Genomic DNA, 18,960 nt, shown 5'->3' with positions numbered 1-18,960 from the left:
GAAAAAAGATGGGGGTTTGCACCCCCAGTAGAACGACCAAAAGGTCTTGGAAAGCCCATAGTCAACCTACTATACATATATTTACTTGTCAAACGATTATGCTTTTACATCAAAAAAAAGGGTCTTTTTTTCTTCCCCATTGATCCGAACCCGAACCTTCCATCGACCAACAAATTTAGGGTTGTTGGCTATGGAAAGATACCGACCTTCGAAGGCTAAGTTTTTTTGTGCCACCCAATCCAGTTTCATTGGTTCAAATCCTTTTCCATCAATGGATATATCGACTTCAATTCTTTGGTTTCCTGGTCGAATGAATTCCAAAGACACAAGAAAGTTCTCCCCCAACTGGAAAGTATTTTCTCCACACTGAATTTTCTCTCGTTTTGCATTTAATTTACAAATTTGAATGTCTTCCGGTAAAATATCTGTCTTAGGTGGATCGACCCCAGGCCGAGGATGCCAATACGTATAAAATTCACTCAATGTATCGCGTTCTGAATATTGTGTTTTAAACACAGTAGGAATTGTAGTTACCTCTAGTTGGCGATTCGGCTTATGTACTTCAAAGTGAAGGTGAGGGCCTTGCGTATAACCAGTATTACCCGAATATCCTATCAATTGGCCAGCTTCCACTGTCTCACCGATTTTCACGACAACACCATTTTTCATAAGATGAGCATAATTTCCTAATGTCCCATCCTCATGTTGGATAATGATAAAATTAGCTTTGGATAGCAAATCTTTGCGAAATCCACCTTCCGAATAACGTGATTCAGTTGCCATCACATAACCCTTCCGAGCTGCATGTACAGGAGTTCCAACAGGAATTCCGAAATCGATGGAATGTGCAAAATTACCAAAATGAGTAACACTTCCATTATAACCTTGCACTACCTTTGCATGAACTTCAGGACCAAAAGGCAAAAGGTAACTTACCGAATCATCATGAATGCTGTCCCAATCACCAGGTCTTACACGAAAGGAAAAAGAATGAAATGCATTTTTAGTTTTATCTTCCAGTAAAAACTTGGTTATAAAAATTGGTGAAGGACCCTTTACAACAACGAAGTATGGAAACATTATATCGGTTTTAAAATTAACAAGAGTAGCATTCAGTAAAACAGAATTTGTAATTTTTGCATTTGAATTGTAATTACGGATCGATAACTCAATCCCATCCTCGTCTTTTTTTTGAATGAGACAAATCCATTCCTGATTACATTCTTCGGTTACATTCGATTCTGAATACAATCCAAAAGAAAAACTGAAAAATAAAATTAATAATAAAAACCGTTTCACTTTACACTCGTTAATTGAAATTCAATTTCCTTTTGGACAACTCCATCGATCGATACAACTGCCGTCCAGTCTCCCTCCAAAGATTCGGAAGGATCGTCCAACTGGACATCCAAATAAGTATCCCACCAGTCGGGATTTGTCTCCCAATTATACAATTTCAAAATAGAGGTACCATTTTTACGAACGGAAATTTGAATTTTATAACGAGACGGTTTTAATAGTGGGATATAAAAATAAAGAGGGGAACCGGTGACAAAAGAAGTTACATTACAGCCTAAACGTTCCAAATTTTGAACTGATTCACAAATTTGAATTTCATCTATGTCCGACTGAAGTTTTACCACTGGCGTATTGGAATCTCTCCGCCAAAGAAGTTCTCCCTCAGAAACAACCTCTGCATCGGAAGACTCCGTTCGAAATTGAGTGGGAATAGTTTTTTTACGCAAACTGCTCGTTGGTTTATACACTTCAAAGTGTAAATGTGGCCCATCGCTAAACCCAGTGCTACCAGCATATCCAATAGGAGTTCCGGCGGTAACGTGTTGGCCTCGTTTAACAAGAACACCCATATAACGAAGGTGAGCATATTGACCAATCGTACCGTCGTCATGAAGAATTTTTATATAATTGGCTGAATGGATATATTTAATTTCGAACCCACCCTCATTATTTTTTTGTTCGGTATCAATGACAATACCATCCCTTGCTGCAGTAATCAAATCACCTTCCTTCAAACCAAAATCGATCGAATAACGATTGTCACCTTGATGGCTCTTTGTTCCTTTATAACCTTGGTAAACACGAACTTTAAGACCTTTTTCAAAAGGAAGGTCGTAAACTACCTTGGGATCATGAGAGACCGAATAATCACCCAAAATCCATTTGTATTTGATTTGATATACCCAGCGTTTGTTAGGTTTGTTTACACTCAGACGGAATAGTTTTTTACGTTTTGGTCCCTTTAAAACAGTAACCAATGGAAGTTTTCGAGAACTTTTCATATTCGTCGATGTCGCGGTAACGGAGACAGTTGTATAGGTTTCATCAATGGCAATTTTGTTTTGAAAGTAAATATCAACTCCCGTTTGATCCTGAATATAAATGACACATAGTCTTTCCATCGAACAAAACTCTGAATGTTCCTTGGCACCTAGAAATCCAATGGGACAAACTAGAAGTAAAATGAAAAAAACAAATCTCATAAAACAGGAATCATATTTACGATGGGAACACTTAAAAGACAATCCATTTTCCGAGATAAAAACTTGATTGCAGAATGATTTCTTTTCCACAAACTTCAACAAATGAGTGCAACCTTATATACCTTCCCAATTTCACATTTTTCTGAAAAAGCCAGATGGGCATTGGACCTTGCAAACTACGATTACAAACTAAATCCTCTCATTCCTGGCCAACACATTCAAACTTTAAAACCCCTAGTCAATGATCTCTATGTGCCAGTTTTAGAAACCGAAACAGGCATTGTTCAAGGATCTGGCAGTATTCTCGATTTAGTGGAAGAAAAAGCATTTGGCCACAAAGCATCGACTGAAGAAAAACAGATGGAAGAAAAAGTCGATACTCAAATTGGGAAAAGTTTACAAACACTGCTTTACCATTTTATTTTAGATTATCCAGAAATCGTAGGTAAATTATTTTTATTAAATCCTGCCTCCCCTAGTGACACAGTTGGACCTCCGGAACACTTTGATTTAATTGCCCTTTCTCTCAAAAGAAGATATAAAATTACTCCAAAGAATCTTGAAGTCGTAAAACAATTATTAGATGAATGTTCTAAAGAATTGATAGAAATTTACAAAAATCGAAAATTTTTTAATGGAGCCTCATTTGGTCGAGTCGATATAACCGTGGCAAGTTTAATGGGGATGTTAGCTGAACCGAAAGATTCACCCGCCTACCCTTGGTTTGCATCTGTACAAATGCCTGAGTCCTTTCTCACATGGCGAAAAGAATTAGGATTCGAATTATTGTTCGATAAAATCGTGGAATTCTATAAAGATTTTCGAATCCAATCCAAATAGTCTGGATTACCAGAAACAATCGGCCACTCTACAATGCAGGGAGTTTTATAAGAATGTAATTCTTTGATTCTTTGCATTAGGAGTCCTACTTTATCCTTTGTGGTTTTGAATAAAGAAACAAATTCTGTTGCTTCCTCCAAAACCTCATTCCAAGTATAGATCGAATCCATTCCTTTTATGATATTGGCACAAGCGGCCAATCGTTCCGTCACCACTACTTTCGCAATTTTTTTGGCTTCCTCTTCTGAGGGAAAAGTGACATACAATGTACTGAATTCAAAAGCTTCATTCATTTATTTTTTTTCCTACTTGCTCTATTATTTAGATACTTATGATTTTGTGTATGCAGTTTTCCATTTCAAAAACTTCCCTAATCATCGCCGCTATTTGTATTCCCATCTTAGCACAACCACTCAATCCTCCGAGCATTACCTCCACGAGTCAATTGTTACCAAATTCAAAAAAATACATCCCCATCTTTGCAATGGACGGGAAACTCAAAACCAGTTGGGTAGAAGGAGCCCTTGGCGAAGGAATCGGTGAATCTTTGCAAATCAAATACAAATCACCGATTAGCTTTCGTTCTCTCTCCATCTACAATGGATTTGGTGATCCCAAATTATGGGCAGCAAACAATCGAATCAAAAAGCTAAAAATATCTACTGAGGATGGAATTGAAGAAATTGTTACTTTGAAAGATAGTTTATCTCTTCAAATGATAGAATTCAAATCAGAGGTCCGTGCTAAAGAAATTTCTCTTACAATTCAAGAAGTTTATAAAGGTACTAGTCCCGAAAACACAGCAATTGCAGAAGTCTTTTTCAATTCAGAACAAGCAGGTTCTGCTCTCATTCCTCCAAAAAATACTTGGGCGATTGGAAAGTGGAAAACCAAATCCAATATTGCAAGGATCCAACTCCATAATGATGGAACTTGTGAAATGGGATACGAAACTGCTAAAATGTTATGTACTTGGACGGAAAAAGGAGACAAAGTCATTGTCAGTCTAGAAGCAACTCTTCCTCTTACTGACACTGATATTTTAGAAATCAAACGCAGGGGAAATCCATCAGATCCAATTCTTGAGATCAATGGAAAACATGAATTTATCTCAAATAGGGATGGCGTTTAAAAAAGGAAATTAGTTACAAAAATCAATCCATCCAGGATTCCCAGATAGATTCTACCACGGTTGGTTCTTTTTCTTCCGTGGTTTCAAAATACAAAACTGTATTTTGGTATGGTTTTCCAGACAAATCTCTAACGGGTGTTAATAAAACCAAATTAACACCCAATTCTTTTTCCAATCGAATTAAAGTAGACCATTCCTCTAAAGAACCCTGTTTGGGATAAGGCAAAATTAAAATTCCGCTGACAGTATCTTTATTTGGATTCCTTTTTTTTCGAACTTCCCATAAAACACGACCAATCGAATAACGAAAATTAAACTCTGATACTGGCTGAATTTGAGTTCTTCCTTCTTCCCTAAATAAAAATCCATCGATAGCACAAGGACCCGAATATTCTTTAGGAATTAGTCCCTTAGAGTCTCTTACAAGATCCATAACTGGTGGTAAAAAGTTAGCAGTATAGGGAAGTTCTGTCCCTCCAATACGAATCCCACGAAATACTCCTTCCTTATCAATGAGCATGGCTGTGGAAGTTAGATAAAAGAACTCTCCATCTTGCACATCCCATAACGTTGAGAAATCAAAAAAACGTTCTTCTCCCACCCAGGACTCAGCAACAATGGGAAAACCAAAAAGTTTTTTATTCACCTGGGACATCTTCCAGGAATCGGATCTCGATTTAAAAATGATATGATTTCGACCAGCTAAACCAAACTCACTTTTCAAAACAATAGGAAGTTTTGTTTCTTCTAGTTCAGCAAACAAATGTTCCTCGGAAGTGATTACTTTCGCAGGCAGAGGTGAGTGATGTTTTCGAAAATCTAATTGGGTTATTTTTGAATTGAGATACCGGGAGGTTTCGATGCGAAGTGGGTCTTCTGTTAAACGGCCTTCGTACCATTCGTTCCTACATCCCCATTCGACAAGAGTCACATCGCCGAGAAGATCCCCTTCTAAATAAGGAGACCCTGGAGTGAGTCCAGAGTCCTTCCAATGTGTAAAAAGTTCCTCGTTAGGCAACTCTTCCACTAGGACAAAGTCTTCTGACCTTGAGATCGGAAAAAACATCTTCTCCAAACATCGATTCCTCCGTTTCAGAGAGGAATCCAAATGGGGAGGATGGGAAGGTAATCTATACTCGAAAAGTGAGTCTAGATAATAGAGCTTCCTTGCCAATCAATAGATGCGCCGGATGGCAGTTGCAATCCGTTGTACGTTATCTTTGGTGAGGTTAGGATAAATGGGAATACAATGTCCTCTTTGGAAGAGACGTTCTGCATTTGGGAACTCTAACGGATTTTCTTCCAATACTCGATGAAGTGGTTCATCAACGGTTCTTTGTGTTCCAATATGAATCGATTTAAAATATCTTTGAATCTCTTCGTAGTTTTGTCCCGAAACTACAATGGGGAATCTTTGGAATGTGTCTTCAGTTGGATTTTGAAAATAAGTTTCTAATCTAGAATTTTGAACTGCTTGTAAGTATGCTGATGCAATTTTTTTCTTACGTTCCAAAATTACACCGAGTTTTGAAAGTTGTTCAATTCCAAGGGCTGCTTGATAATCTACCAAATTGTAATCATATTTTGGCTCACCAAAGTTACGTTTGGCGGAAGACCCAGACTTATACGATTTAACTGCATTAGAAAGAGTAAGTTCGGAAGTAATGATCATTGCCCCGTTTCCAGTGGTAATGATATTCTCAGCACTAAGGCCACAAATCGCAATTTTAGATTGTTTGCCGACCGTAATGGTTTCGGATGTAGCACCAATGGCTTCCGTAAAATCTTCTACTACTTCCAATCCTTCGATGGAATAATCAGAGATACGAATGAGCGATCCAAAACTATGATCAAAAAGAGCAAATTTCGCACCGGATTCATTTTTTTTACGTAGGAAGTCTTCTGGACATGGGTGGAAGGAATTTCGTTTTAAATCCACAAGCACTGGCTTTGCTTGTAAAAGAAAAATGGCGTCCAAAGCTGAAATCGGTGCATAACTAGAAAGTAAAACTAAGTCTCCAGCTTTCACACCTAATGCAAGTAATGCTAAATGATAAGCGGAAGTGAGAGAATTGGAAGAAACGGCATATTTGATTTTAAACGTATGGCAAAACGTTTTCTCAAAACGTTCGACGATTTCACCGGTAGAAAGATGTTCTTCTACGAGACACTCTAAAACACCTTTCAGGTCTTCCCTGGAAAGAGTCGGTTTAAAAAATTCGATATCTTTTTCTTTTCGAATAGGTCTTTGTATTGTTTCGGTGCTCATCCAACAGCACTCCTCTATATTATGTCACTTAATTACTGTATTTCTGAATTATGTCACTTCATTTTTCGAAATGCGAACATAATTTTAAGTATCCCCTAGAAAAAAGGTTCAGAAACGAGAAAGTCTGGTGAATATGACGCCCATGAAGGATTCTTGCGCTTCTCTTTGGGCTAGCCGCCTCCGACAAAACCAGGGAATTCGTTCTCTTATGGAAGATTTGGGCCAGGTGACAGGCCACCCAGAAGAAATCCTACTTGGTGGTGGCAATCCTGCTCATATCCGGGAAGCAGAGGATATTTTTACTGCCTGTTTTCAATCCCTCGCCAGTGACCCGAACCTAAAGGCCCTACTTGGAGACTACCAAGCTCCGATTGGAAATGATCGTTTTCGTGCCCTCGCCGCAGAGTATCTCTCTCCCCATTTAGATGCCAACCTCAGAAAGGACAATATTGCTTTTTTTAACGGCAGCCAAAACGCTTATTCCTTCCTACTCAATATTCATTCCGGTAAAATGATAGGTGGCAATTTCAAAAAAATTCTCCTTCCCATTGTTCCAGAATATATTGGTTATGCGGACCAATCAATTGAAGCCGATGTTTTTTTGGCAAAAGAACCTGAAGTCATTCCAACAGGAAAACATAGATTTCGTTACGGGTTTAATAAAGAAAATTTTGATTTATCCAACATAGGTTGTGTTGTTATGTCAAGACCCACAAACCCTACTGGAAATATTTTACCATTAGAAGACATTCAGTGGATAGAAGAAAGAACCAAAAAAAACTCAATCCCACTTCTTATTGACTTAGCCTACGGAAATCCCTTTCCCAACCTGATTGCTGCCGAAGAACCGATCACATATAAGGACGGTAGGACTTTATCATTAAGTTTTTCCAAAATTGGTCTGCCGGGAGTTCGATTGGGCATCGTCATGGCTAATCCAGAAACCATTGAAATTCTATCTTCTTATGCGGCCGTTGGCAACTTAGCGGTTGGTAACCTTGGAGTGTATATGATGGAATTCCTTTTCCAAAAGAACATTCTGCCTGAACTTGCAAAAAACGTCTTACGCCCGTTTTATGAAAAAAAGTTAGAACTTGCCACCTCTATCTTTGAATCAGAATTCAAAAAATATGGAGTGGAATATGAAATCCACGATCCTATGGGCGGATTTTTTCTTTGGATACGTTTTCCAAATCTTTCCATATCAAATCACCAACTTTACCACCTTTGTAAAGATAAACGACTCTTTATAGTTTCAGGACATTATTTCTTTCCGGGATTAAACTCAGATTTTTCCCACACCAAAGAATGCATACGTTTGACATATTGCCGCAAGGAAGAAGAATTAGCCAGGGGAGCCCATATCCTTGCAGAAATTGTGGCTTCACACCAGGCAAAATCCAAATGAGCGAAGACAACTTTGATCTATCAGACACAGTCGTAGAAAATCCTTCTACCAAAGAGGAAACTTCTTCCGATAGACCATCCGCACAATCATATATCTTTTTGTCTGATTCGGTAGGGAGTCTGACACCCACTGCACGTTGTATCCTGGATGAACTCAAAGACTGGCACAAACGTTTAGAAAAACACGGCTCAAAAGAAAAACATGCATCTTATTTGATGACAGTAGATAAACTTCCGGAAGCATTAGGAAAGTATACAAACTTAGGGACCCAAGGCCGAACTGAAAATTCCATTTACCATGCGCTCCGTCAAATTTTGGACATTGACCACCGGGGCCAAAACAGAGCAGCCTATGCTTACCCTTATCTGATACGCACTGGCAGTAAAATCTCTTCCAAGATTGCTCTCGTCGCACCGCAAAACGAAAATAAGACGGATACACAACCGTATAGACAGGCTTGTTTTCGTTTTTCCCAAGACCTAATCAAAGTCCTTTTGGAAAATCGTGCCAAAAAAGGTAGAAACTGGGATGAAGAAAATCCAGGTTCTCTACTTTTGCAAAAGAACAAAGAAGGAAATACTTGGCTTTATCCAAAACTTGGATCTCTCGAAGCTGAAATTTCCTCTTTGGTTCGGAAAGGATTTGGAAATTTACCTTATATCCCCATGCCAGATTTTCTCCAGGACTTTACTGACTTTGCCAGAGAACAAAACCTAGCGCTTCCTATTTTATCTGATTATCACATAGTGATCGATGAACTCAATATCTTACCTGATGGAAGTTTCAAACGATTGCCAGAAGTTGTGAACCAAATCCTTGCTCATATGAATGGATTGGAACATTTTTCAAAGGATCAACTCACAAAACTTGCTAAAGATGCAAAGTATGAGTCCTTTCTTGCGACCTTCAGTGACTATATCTCCAAACCAAAATTTTCTTCTTTAGAATCAAAAATGAACCCAGAAGAAGAAGTGAAAAAGTTTTTATCAATCATTGAAAGTTTCCCTTTTCCTACTGAAAAAGGAAACAAAGCATTATCTGTTAAAGAAACAATTGAACTTAGTGTCAAAATTTTAAAAAGACTTTCTGAAGAAAAGGGATCTGTTCTCACTCGCAAAGATGATAGCATTTATGGAACCGTCAAAAATGCAGTCATCAGCAAAATCCCAGAGCATACAAAAAACCATAATACACTACTTAGAATTGATTTTGAAGAAGAAGTAGCAAAAGCGGGAATCACTTCAGAAGAGAAAGCAAACGAATACATCAAACGTTTGAAAGACGATGTTTTTTCCGATCATTCGTATTATGAAGAAAAACTACCAGATGGAAGATCTGTTTATTACGTTGTAGATCATGGTTATATGGCTGCTGTCATCCACAAACTAGCATTTGAAGGTAGAACCAATCCAGAATACAAAAAACAATTGGGTTATGCCAAAATTATCAATCATAAACTCTCGAATCCTAAACATCCAGAACTCAATAACAAACTAAAACCAGAGTTAATCGCCAAACTCAATGCTGATGTAAAAAACATGGAAGTGGAAGAATTGGAAAAAGAACGATCCAACGAAATCCGCTCTCGGTTCAATGTAGTTCCTGGTATTTTAACCTTTGTGGTAAGCACTCTTATTTTTATCACAGGTGCTTACTACCTTCGGTCCGCGATGCCGATATTCTTTGGAGTTCCCTTTTCCGTAGTACTCGGATTTATGGCAGCGATTTATTTCCGAGAAAAATCAACAGAAGAAATCCGAGAAGATATCAAAAACTCAGGAAAATTTTCTGGGATCGGAGATTGGGGGAAACCAACTTATCATTCTAGTTCCTCCTCTTCAACCTACGAAGAAGAAGAGGAAACGAGTAAAAAAGACGAAAAACTCTCCAATATCTACAAAGCCGCAGATAATTTCGTATTTCCAAAACGATTCAATAAAATCACAGACAAAGTTTTGGATCCCAAGTCCTTACGTTCTCGCATTTACGAAAACTTAGACAACATCAAACGAAATAACATGACTTTAGGCAAAGAGAAAGATAACGACAAAGTTGCTTCTACCGTAGAATATGCTGTTTTACAATCCGTTTCTACCGTTGTCATACCAGACGATGTTGCCATTCGAGATCTTCCAAATACCATTCTTATCAACAGAAACGATATGAAGTCAGCCCTCTTTCGTGGCCAACTTGCCGACCACTACAGAGAGGAAATGAACAAAAAGAAGTTCGATAAAAAGCTAGTTAAGTACTACACCTACCTCATCAATACGATCGAAATGGAGTATTATAAATACCTTCCTAAAAAACGCGTTTAAATACTAAAATTATTTGATTCCCTACGGGTCACTCCTCCTATGGAGTGTGATGTATCAAAACGGTATCGTACAATTTCCTATCATCATCATTGATGAAGATTTTCGTTCCGAAAATGCCAGTGGTCTTGGCATTCGAGCTATTGCAAAGGCCCTTGAAGGCGAAGGGATTGAAGTTCTGGGTGTTACCAGTTACGGAGATTTGACAAGTTTTGTGCAACAACAAAGCCGCGCTTGTGGTTTCATCCTCTCGATCGATGATGAAGAATTCACTCCTGAAACAGAAGGAGAAGTTCCAGATGCTCTGCGCCAACTCAAAGATTTTGTGACACAAGTGCGTCATAGGAACGCTGACATACCGCTATTTCTATATGGGGAAACAAGAACCAGTCGTCATATTCCCAATAGCATCTTAAAAGAATTACATGGCTTCATTCATATGTTTGAAGACACACCTGAATTTATGGCAAGAGCCATTCACAGAGAAGTAAAATCTTACTTGGATAGTTTGCCTCCGCCTTTCTTTCGTGCATTAACCCAATATGCTCATGATGGAAGTTACAGTTGGCATTGTCCTGGTCACTCCGGTGGTGTTGCTTTTTTAAAAAGTCCCGTTGGTCAAATGTTCCATCAATTTTTTGGTGAGAACATGTTACGAGCTGACGTTTGTAATGCGGTAGATGAACTAGGACAACTTTTAGATCATACAGGGCCTATTTCTGCCAGCGAAAGAAATGCCGCGCGAATTTTTCAATGTGATAGTTTGTATTTTGTTACAAACGGAACTTCTACTTCCAACAAAATTGTATGGCATAGCACAGTTGCACCGGGTGACGTAGTGATCGTTGACCGTAACTGTCATAAAAGTATCCTTCATGCCATTACTATGACAGGGGCAATTCCTGTCTTTTTAATGCCAACTAGAAATCATTTTGGGATCATTGGTCCTATTCCCAAATCAGAATTCAAATGGGAAAACATTCAGAAAAAAATCGCGGAACATCCTTTTGCGAAAGATGTAAAAGGAAACCCAAGAATTCTCACCATCACACAAAGCACTTATGACGGAATTTTATATAATGTCGAAGACATCAAATCAGAGTTAGATGGTAAAATTTCAACATTACACTTTGATGAAGCATGGCTCCCACATGCATCGTTTCATCGTTTTTACACTGGGATGCATGCGATTGGTTCAGACAGACCAAGACCAAAAGAAAGTATGATCTTTTCCACCCAATCCACACATAAACTTCTGGCTGGTCTTTCGCAAGCAAGTCAGATCCTTGTGCAAAACAGTGAAAAACAAACTTTGGACAGAAACTTATTTAACGAAGCATTTTTAATGCATACAAGTACCAGCCCACAATATGCCATCATCGCTTCTTGCGATGTGGCCGCAGCCATGATGGAATCTCCCGGTGGAAACGCACTCGTTGAAGAATCCATTGAAGAGGCACTCGATTTCCGACGTGCCATGCGCAAAGTAGATTTGGAATTGGAAGAAGACTGGTGGTTTAGTGTCTGGGGTCCAGAAGCTCTAGCAGAGGAAGGAGCAGGCGAACGAGACGAATGGATTCTTAAGGCCAATGATCGTTGGCATGGATTTGGTGACATTGCGGAAGGATTCAATATGCTGGATCCGATCAAAGCAACAGTTATCACACCAGGTATGAGTGTGGAAGGGGAATTTGCTGATTGGGGAATCCCTGCTCTTATTCTTACTAAGTATTTGGCAGAACACGGAATCATTGTAGAAAAAACAGGACTTTATAGTTTCTTTATCATGTTCACAATCGGGATCACCAAAGGGAGATGGAACACTATGGTAACCGAATTACAGCAGTTCAAAGATGATTATGATTCAAACCAACCACTCTGGCGTGTGATGCCAAAGTTTACAGCTGCATATCCGAAGTATGACCGGATTGGGCTTCGTGACCTTTGCCAATCTATGCATGAAGTGTATCGAGCCAACAATATCTCTCACCTAACAACAGAGATGTATTTGAGCCCTATGATTCCTGCAATGAAACCTTCGGAAGCATTTTCAAAAATGGCACACCGTGACATTGAAAGAGTTCCGATTGATGAATTGGAAGGAAGGATTACCTCGGTGCTGCTTACACCCTATCCTCCTGGAATCCCACTTCTCATTCCAGGAGAAAAGTTTAACATGACCATCATTCGTTATTTACAATTTGCAAGAGAGTTTAACTCCAAGTTCCCAGGTTTTGAAACTGATATCCACGGTCTTGTGGAAGAAAAATCAGAGTCAGGCCATGTAACTTATTATGTGGATTGTGTATCGGAATAAATCAAAAGAACTAAGAAAACCAATGCCAGGTGAAAATTCCACTTGGTATTGGTGAATGAAAAATCACTCCCACTCAATCATCTTTACCACATCTTTCAAACAATCTTCTCTTGTCCCTTGGTCCTGTTTCAAACTGGATAATCCTGAATACCATTTTCCATCCGGATATTTTAAATCGACCCAAAAGGTAAAAAGTGTTGTCTCTCCATTATTGTTTTTAATTTCAATGTTTAGTAATTTTAAATCGGATACACCCGTTTCTTTATAAAATACTTCGCCATTCCGGGTACGGATACGAATTTTTTTAGGAACCACTTCGTAAGTGATTCCTTTTTTTTCTTCTCGTTTCTGCTTTAGTTCCCAGGAGTCAATTCGTAGCGAGTCAAGTTCGTTTACTGTCAGTTTTTTTTTGTAAAGGATTCCATCTTTAGAATGTTCGAAAGACATCGACTGACTGCCGCTAGATGATTCGCCTCGAACGGTCCGCCCATCGCAAAGGGTAAGGTTTAATACTTTAGGTTCTGTAGAGTCTTTGTCTCCACGAGCATTTCGTGGTTCTTTCGATTCTTCCTGAGGGATGGAAGGTAGGTTTGGTTCCTTAGGCAATCGTGGTTCTCCGAGTACCGGAGAAAAAAATCCGAGGGTCCCTACCCAAAGAAAGAGTCGCAGTCGGATGAAGTTTTCCATATTCTGACCGTTATCTATGGATGCATTTCTTACTGCAACTTTTCAAACCCTCCCCTTACCAGTTCTTTTACTCGTTATCATCGGCTCCATCCTAGTTTTGGGTAAAGCCGCAGACGTTCTCGTGGATGAAGCAGTTTCCCTTTCCACAAGATGGGGTGTTCCTAAAATGATTATCGGGGCCACCATCGTAAGTTTGGGTACAACCCTCCCCGAAGTCTCCGTATCTGTTCTTTCCGCTTTGGAAGGAAATCCAGGAATTGCACTGGGAAATGCCGTTGGTTCCATCATCTGTGATACGGGACTGATTTTGGGAATCGCCATCCTTATTTCACCGCCTGACATTGACAAACGACTAGTCAATCGCCAAGGTTGGATCCAAGTACTTGCAGGATTTTTACTCGTGTTTGCAGCTTTACCTTGGTCAAACCTAACATCGGTTTTCTCCACAGGGGGAAGAATCGACCAAGGAACCGGTTTTGTATTTTTAATCCTTCTTGCTGTTTATATTTATTTAAGCATTCGTTGGTCTCGTTCCAAGCCGGGCGAAGTAGAAGCAGGAATTGATGCCACAACCGAATATGATGAATCTCCTTTTGGGGTTATTCTTTTAAAACTCGTAGTGGCCATCACTCTTGTGATTTTATCATCGAAGGTTCTTATCCCTTCTGTCCAAGAAACAGCGGTTCGACTATCCATTCCCGACTCAATTATTGGTGCTACTCTTGTTGCCTTTGGAACTTCCCTTCCGGAACTTGTTACGGCCATCCAAGCCTCTAGACGAGGGCATTCGGAACTTGCCGTTGGAAATATCATCGGAGCCGATATTTTGAATGTTCTTTTTGTTTCCGGTGCCGCCGCGGCAGTAACAAAAACCGGACTAGAAGCTCCAGTTAGTTTTTTTACATTCTACTTTCCATCGATGCTCATTGTTCTTGTACTCTTTCGTTTAGGGATTGTATTTTCAAAAGACAAAATTAAACGACCGTTTGGTGTTTTTTTGTTAATCATTTATATTATAGCAACCGCAGCAGGATTTATTTTTAAAGGTTAAAATCAAAATCCCATCTACCATCTCTTCGAATTTCTGAAGGGATGGTTCGTTTTTTACACCAATCTTCATAACTCATCGAAGCATTCTTTACTTTTACTTCTTCTATTGAGAACTTGATTTCGCTAATTAACTTATGGGCACCTTGTCTAATGAGTAACCTTCCACCTTCGTTATCAAACTGTTTCGGATGGTCAAACACATAAATTTCTCGGTTCTGTTCCATCGCACTATAGGCAGTCGAAATAGTTCCTGATTTTCTTCCAGATTCCATTATGTAAACTTTGTCCGAAAGACCAGAAATCACTCGGTTTCGTTTTGGGAAGGTCCATTTAGCAGGTTCTGTTTTGAGTAAAAATTCGGTAATCAGAAGTTGATTAGGATCTTCCTTGATTCTTTTATACAGATCTCGATTTCCTGGTGGGTATTCCATTCCCAAAGTTGTTCCCAGAACTCCAATGACCGGAAGTCCAAATTCCCAAGCAGAAAGAAAGGCCTCCCTATCAATGCCGAGGGCCATACCTGAAACAATCGATAAACTCTTGTTTGCCGACAAAACTTCGACCAACTTTCTTGTTGCAGAAAGCGAAACTGGCGAAGACTTTCTTGTACCCACTATGGCTACTATTGAGGATTTTAATAATGAGAGATTACCCAAACAAGCTAATACCAGTGGCGGGTCATAGATTTCTTTTAAAGTTTTGGGATACTCGGGATCAAAAATACTAACAAGTTTCCAATTCGGATCTTTTGATTTTTCCCATTGAGTACATTCTGCTAAGTATTGCTTCCAAATTTCCTCATCTAAGTGTATGGACAAAACCTGATACAATTCAGAAAAATGTTTATACTTGCACCAAACTCTTGTTTTCCGCAAAAAAGCGGAAATTTTAGGATGTCCCAAAATGGAAACGACCACAATCTAAGAGGTCAGTTTGATTTGTTTTGGGCCCCTAATTGGTTTAGATTTTTAATCACATTGCGATAAGAAGAATTTTCTTCCAAAGGTTCTCGAATCGAACCTTTTTCTTTCATCTCTTCCAATATAGATTTGATTCGTGTATATTCATCATAGGCTAAATTTGTTTTTCCCACTTGGTATAAAAAATTGGCCTTAGCAAACCGAGTTGGGACATTGTAAGGTTCTTTGCGTAGGATTTGATCGAGAAGTAAAAAAGCAATCTCTACTTCATCATAGCCATTCGAAAGTTTTCCATTCCATGCTTCATCCTTCAAAGAAGAATCAAAATAAATGAGAGCCAATTGAAATGGGAATCTAGAATCCTCTTTGTCTAATTTGGAAAGTTGTTTCAAAAGTCCAACCGCACGATTTCGTCTGACCGGCTCCCACCCCATATCCTTGGAAGCATTAGCATAAGCGACAGCAGTCTCATATAACAACTGCTTGTCTAACTTTCCAGATTGGATAGCTTTTTCAAAAAAAGGTAAAGCAGACTCATAAGAGTGGATTTCATATCCACCCTGTTTTGCATTTGGCAAAGTTTCTCCGATTGCTTCTTCATAATAACGGACACCTAGGTCAGCAGAGCCGGCTCGCATATAAGCTCGGGCAATTTTCCAAGAAAGGGCAGCCGACTGGTTGGACTTTTGGACCATTTTGCGAATCCGTTTGTCCATCTCTTCGATTTCAGCCTCTTCCAAAGCCAACTTCTCTTTCCAATTGACGATGTCTTTTTCGGAAGGCAATTCTCCTCCAATTCGTTTGCGGTATTTAGATTCGGTAAGGGACTTGAGATAGTCACAGCCGATCAAACTGAATCCAAGCAGGAGGAGGAAAAAACCGAGTGGCAAGGAGACCAAAGAAAACCTGCTGTTTTTTGTGCCCATCGGTTCGATTTTAGTTTCTTTCTTTTAGATGAAAAGAAAAAAATGTGATTATGTCTCATAGTTTTCGAAGGCTGGGTGAATCCGATCTTCCCCTCCTCCTTGGGTGGGAATCTCTTTGTTTTTCGGGAGAGGAATGGACAGAAAAAATGATCCAAACCCATCTTGAATTCCATGTGGCTTTCGGTTTGGGAGATCCAGAAATAAAGAGTTATGCACTTATTTGTGAAACTCCTTGGGAGATTGAAATCTTTCGGATCGCAACACTTCCCAACTATCGAAAGTTAGGTTTGGCAAAAAATCTTTTGATGGCATTATTCCAAGAATTTCCAAAAAAAGAATTCTTTTTGGAAGTAAAGGAATCAAATTATGGTGCCGTAACACTCTACCAATCCGTTGGTTTTATCGAATTAGAGAGACGCAAAAAATATTACCCGGACGGATCTACAGCCGTCCTAATGAAAAGGAATCCATCAGAATGAAAAATGCATATGTCACTGGCGCATCCCAAGGAATTGGAAAAGAATTTGTTCGTGCTCTTGCAAAAGACTATAATGTCTTTTTAATTTCCCGTACGGAATCCGATTTAAAAAAAGTTATTTTAGAATTAGAACCTAAATCCAGGGGTATATTAAAATACTTCGCTTTAGATCTTACCAAAAAAAAGGATGTGGAAGAACTAGCTGATATCATTTCCAAAGACAAAGACGCAGAACTTCTCGTCAACAATGCAGGATTTGGAACTGTGGGTGAGTTTGCAGCTCTTCCACTAGACAAAGAATTAGATGAAGTCAATCTGAATGTAAAAACTTTAGTGCACCTAAGTCACGTCACGCTCAACCGATTCAAAAAAAATAAAAAAGGTTATTTAATTAACGTAGCATCTATCGCCGGTTATTTGCCTGCACCAGGTAGTGCCATTTATGCAGCCACCAAAGCTTTCGTTAAATCCTTTACTGAGTCCATCCACGAAGAAGCAAAACTTCATGGGATTTATGTCCAAGCACTTTGTCCTGGACTCACTCATTCAGACTTCCACCAAAGAGCAGGGATTAACAAATCTAAATATCCATCCTTTATGTGGCAAAATGCAGATGTTGTTGTGGAGGAATCATTAAATGCACTTCGTTATAACCAAGCGGTTTGTATCACTGGTTCCTTCAATCAAGGAGCAATCACTGTATCAGAACTAATCCCAAGAGGTTTCTTACGTAGATTAAGCGGACGATATTTAAAGTTGGAAGAGGAATAGGATGGATGTAGCAAAATTAGATACTTGGTACCGTAGACTCCTTGTTATCTTCTCCATCATTGGTGGAGGATTCCAACTTTATTACGAAGGAAATGTTTGGGTCAACGCGGTTTTCGTGGTGCTTATGGCAGGGATGGTGGGTTATTTCACAAATTTTCTAGCGATCAAAATGTTATTCCAACCTAAACATGGTAAGGTGCTTGGTTGGTCAGGCCTTGTTCCCAAAAACAAATCAAAAATCGCAAAATCACTTGGTGAAAGTATCCAAAGTAATTTACTTCACCCCGATATCATTTTAACTTATATCTATGAACGAAACCTAGTAGAAACTGGGATACAAAAAATTGTCAAAGAAATTGATGAGGCAATTCATAACGAAGAAATCCGCACCATGCTTGTGACCAAAATCATATCCATGTTAAAGGAAAGAGGACCAGAAATTTTAGAAGTCATCTTTGATTTTTCAGAAGAGACAATGAAAAAGATGGCAGAACGCCCGGAAGAAGTACAAAAACTTTGGGACTATACAAAAAATCGCCTCACCTATTATTTAACAGAAGAAACCAATCGTGAAGAACTAGGAAAACAACTTCGAGTGATTCTTTTAGAAGAAATGCCGAAGCTCGCAAACTTACTCAACGAAGGTTTGGAAGAGTATTTAAAAACCAGAAGTACTCTTGGTAAAATTGGAATCGGAGTGAAAAAGATTTTTTCTTTCAATGAAGATGCCATTCGTGAACTTTTGGAACGTTTCGTTAAAGATCCAGAAACTTCAGATCAGTTTATGAAGATGATGGACGAAATGATGGCAGGCCTTCAGGAACGATTAAACTCCAAAGAAACACAAGAATTCATCACAGGAAAAATTTCCAATTGGTTGGAAGCCAGTGGCGACTATGCCAGACAAAACCTTTTGCCATCGGGAATTGAAAGGTTGCAGTCCTATTTAGATGATCCGAACAACTGGGAAGAAATTGAAAAGAATTTCTTTCGTGCTGTAGATTGGGTTAAAAAACGCCTTCTTGAATTTATGAATAGCGAAGAAGGGAAAGTTTATCTCAAAACCAATATAGAAAAATTTGTCCACAATATCAATGTTACTGCTCTTGTGGAAGAACGAGTGATGGCTCTTGATACAGATGATTTGGAAAAAATGATTTTGGATAATACCGGTGGAAACCTTGTTGTGATACAATTTTTAGGCGGAATTTTGGGAATGATTGCAGGACTCATTCAAGTACATATCTATTTTGCTGTTCCTGTCGGAACATTAGTGCTTATCACCTACATTGCGCATTATAGAAATCAAAAACAGGTTATACCAGAGGAATCTTAAACTCAATGCT

The 18,960-nt window shown here is 39.0% G+C and carries 17 protein-coding genes; 9 read left to right on the top strand and 8 right to left on the bottom strand.

The features are described 5' to 3' along the window. Positions 1 to 96: 96 nt before the first annotated feature. Positions 97 to 1,299, bottom strand: a complete 1,203-nt coding sequence (locus tag ND811_RS17085) for a M23 family metallopeptidase (protein ID WP_265353149.1) — start codon at positions 1,297 to 1,299, stop codon at positions 97 to 99. Then, on the bottom strand, positions 1,296 to 2,501 hold the full coding sequence (locus ND811_RS17080; RefSeq protein WP_265353150.1) for a M23 family metallopeptidase: 1,206 nt from the start codon (positions 2,499 to 2,501) through the stop codon (positions 1,296 to 1,298). Before ND811_RS17080 ends, ND811_RS17085 begins: the two co-directional genes overlap by 4 nt. Before the next feature lie 102 nt (positions 2,502 to 2,603). Here ND811_RS17080 and ND811_RS17075 point away from each other — a divergent pair, with 102 nt between their 5' ends. Beyond that, the gene (locus ND811_RS17075; protein ID WP_265353151.1) at positions 2,604 to 3,341 is read left to right on the top strand and encodes a glutathione S-transferase family protein; all 738 of its coding nucleotides are present in this window, start codon (positions 2,604 to 2,606) and stop codon (positions 3,339 to 3,341) included. Here ND811_RS17075 and cutA read toward each other — a convergent pair. Then, on the bottom strand, positions 3,311 to 3,634 hold the full coding sequence (gene cutA / locus ND811_RS17070; protein ID WP_265353152.1) for a divalent-cation tolerance protein CutA: 324 nt from the start codon (positions 3,632 to 3,634) through the stop codon (positions 3,311 to 3,313). The two genes, ND811_RS17075 and cutA, sit on opposite strands and share 31 nt — an antisense overlap. A gap of 50 nt (positions 3,635 to 3,684) precedes the next feature. On the opposite strand from cutA, the gene ND811_RS17065 reads away from it, so the two are divergent. Then, the gene (locus ND811_RS17065; RefSeq protein ID WP_265353153.1) at positions 3,685 to 4,473 is read left to right on the top strand and encodes an NADase-type glycan-binding domain-containing protein; all 789 of its coding nucleotides are present in this window, start codon (positions 3,685 to 3,687) and stop codon (positions 4,471 to 4,473) included. A 22-nt stretch (positions 4,474 to 4,495) separates the two neighbouring features. Here ND811_RS17065 and ND811_RS17060 read toward each other — a convergent pair whose 3' ends face one another. Together ND811_RS17060 and ND811_RS17055 are read right to left on the bottom strand one after the other, a co-directional pair. Then, complete coding sequence (locus ND811_RS17060) at positions 4,496 to 5,539, bottom strand: hypothetical protein (protein ID WP_265353154.1); 1,044 nt, start codon at positions 5,537 to 5,539, stop codon at positions 4,496 to 4,498. 108 nt (positions 5,540 to 5,647) lie between these two features. Beyond that, the gene (locus ND811_RS17055) at positions 5,648 to 6,742 is read right to left on the bottom strand and encodes a DegT/DnrJ/EryC1/StrS family aminotransferase (protein ID WP_265353155.1); all 1,095 of its coding nucleotides are present in this window, start codon (positions 6,740 to 6,742) and stop codon (positions 5,648 to 5,650) included. Positions 6,743 to 6,875: 133 nt separating this feature from the next. Here ND811_RS17055 and ND811_RS17050 point away from each other — a divergent pair, with 133 nt between their 5' ends. Genes ND811_RS17050 through ND811_RS17040 form a run of 3 tightly spaced genes read left to right on the top strand, consistent with a single transcriptional unit; the run spans position 6,876 to position 12,782 of the window. After that, complete coding sequence (locus tag ND811_RS17050) at positions 6,876 to 8,150, top strand: valine--pyruvate transaminase (RefSeq protein WP_265353238.1); 1,275 nt, start codon at positions 6,876 to 6,878, stop codon at positions 8,148 to 8,150. Continuing rightward, complete coding sequence (locus ND811_RS17045) at positions 8,147 to 10,468, top strand: hypothetical protein (protein ID WP_265353156.1); 2,322 nt, start codon at positions 8,147 to 8,149, stop codon at positions 10,466 to 10,468. Before ND811_RS17050 ends, ND811_RS17045 begins: the two co-directional genes overlap by 4 nt. A 49-nt stretch (positions 10,469 to 10,517) precedes the next feature. Next, positions 10,518 to 12,782, top strand: coding sequence for an arginine/lysine/ornithine decarboxylase (locus tag ND811_RS17040; protein WP_265353157.1), 2,265 nt, complete (start codon positions 10,518 to 10,520; stop codon positions 12,780 to 12,782). Positions 12,783 to 12,845: 63 nt separating this feature from the next. Here ND811_RS17040 and ND811_RS17035 read toward each other — a convergent pair whose 3' ends face one another. Next, positions 12,846 to 13,487, bottom strand: a complete 642-nt coding sequence (locus ND811_RS17035; protein WP_322113487.1) for a hypothetical protein — start codon at positions 13,485 to 13,487, stop codon at positions 12,846 to 12,848. On the opposite strand from ND811_RS17035, the gene ND811_RS17030 reads away from it, so the two are divergent. Further along, a complete protein-coding gene (locus tag ND811_RS17030) occupies positions 13,486 to 14,520 on the top strand; it encodes a sodium:calcium antiporter (protein ID WP_265353159.1) in 1,035 nt (344 codons plus the stop codon). The two genes, ND811_RS17035 and ND811_RS17030, sit on opposite strands and share 2 nt — an antisense overlap. On the opposite strand, the gene dprA is transcribed toward ND811_RS17030, so the two are convergent. Both dprA and ND811_RS17020 read right to left on the bottom strand, forming a co-directional pair. Further along, entirely contained in the window at positions 14,510 to 15,436 is a 927-nt protein-coding gene (dprA, locus tag ND811_RS17025) for a DNA-processing protein DprA (protein ID WP_265353160.1), read from the bottom strand. The two genes, ND811_RS17030 and dprA, sit on opposite strands and share 11 nt — an antisense overlap. An 11-nt stretch (positions 15,437 to 15,447) precedes the next feature. Beyond that, positions 15,448 to 16,365 carry a tetratricopeptide repeat protein gene (locus tag ND811_RS17020; protein WP_265353161.1) on the bottom strand — a complete coding sequence of 306 codons (918 nt, stop codon included), beginning with the start codon at positions 16,363 to 16,365 and terminating at the stop codon, positions 15,448 to 15,450. Positions 16,366 to 16,415: 50 nt separating this feature from the next. Here ND811_RS17020 and ND811_RS17015 point away from each other — a divergent pair, with 50 nt between their 5' ends. Genes ND811_RS17015 through ND811_RS17005 form a run of 3 tightly spaced genes read left to right on the top strand, consistent with a single transcriptional unit; the run spans position 16,416 to position 18,950 of the window. Then, on the top strand, positions 16,416 to 16,844 hold the full coding sequence (locus ND811_RS17015) for a GNAT family N-acetyltransferase (protein ID WP_265353162.1): 429 nt from the start codon (positions 16,416 to 16,418) through the stop codon (positions 16,842 to 16,844). Beyond that, a complete protein-coding gene (locus ND811_RS17010) occupies positions 16,841 to 17,614 on the top strand; it encodes an SDR family NAD(P)-dependent oxidoreductase (protein WP_265353163.1) in 774 nt (257 codons plus the stop codon). Before ND811_RS17015 ends, ND811_RS17010 begins: the two co-directional genes overlap by 4 nt. A gap of 1 nt (position 17,615) precedes the next feature. After that, complete coding sequence (locus ND811_RS17005; RefSeq protein WP_265353164.1) at positions 17,616 to 18,950, top strand: DUF445 family protein; 1,335 nt, start codon at positions 17,616 to 17,618, stop codon at positions 18,948 to 18,950. Positions 18,951 to 18,960 lie beyond the last annotated feature (10 nt).

This window comes from Leptospira soteropolitanensis (assembly GCF_026151655.1).
GTDB lineage: Bacteria > Spirochaetota > Leptospiria > Leptospirales > Leptospiraceae > Leptospira_A > Leptospira_A soteropolitanensis.
The sequence above is the reverse complement of the archived record's forward strand: the minus strand, read 5'-3'. Positions and strand labels throughout refer to the sequence as shown.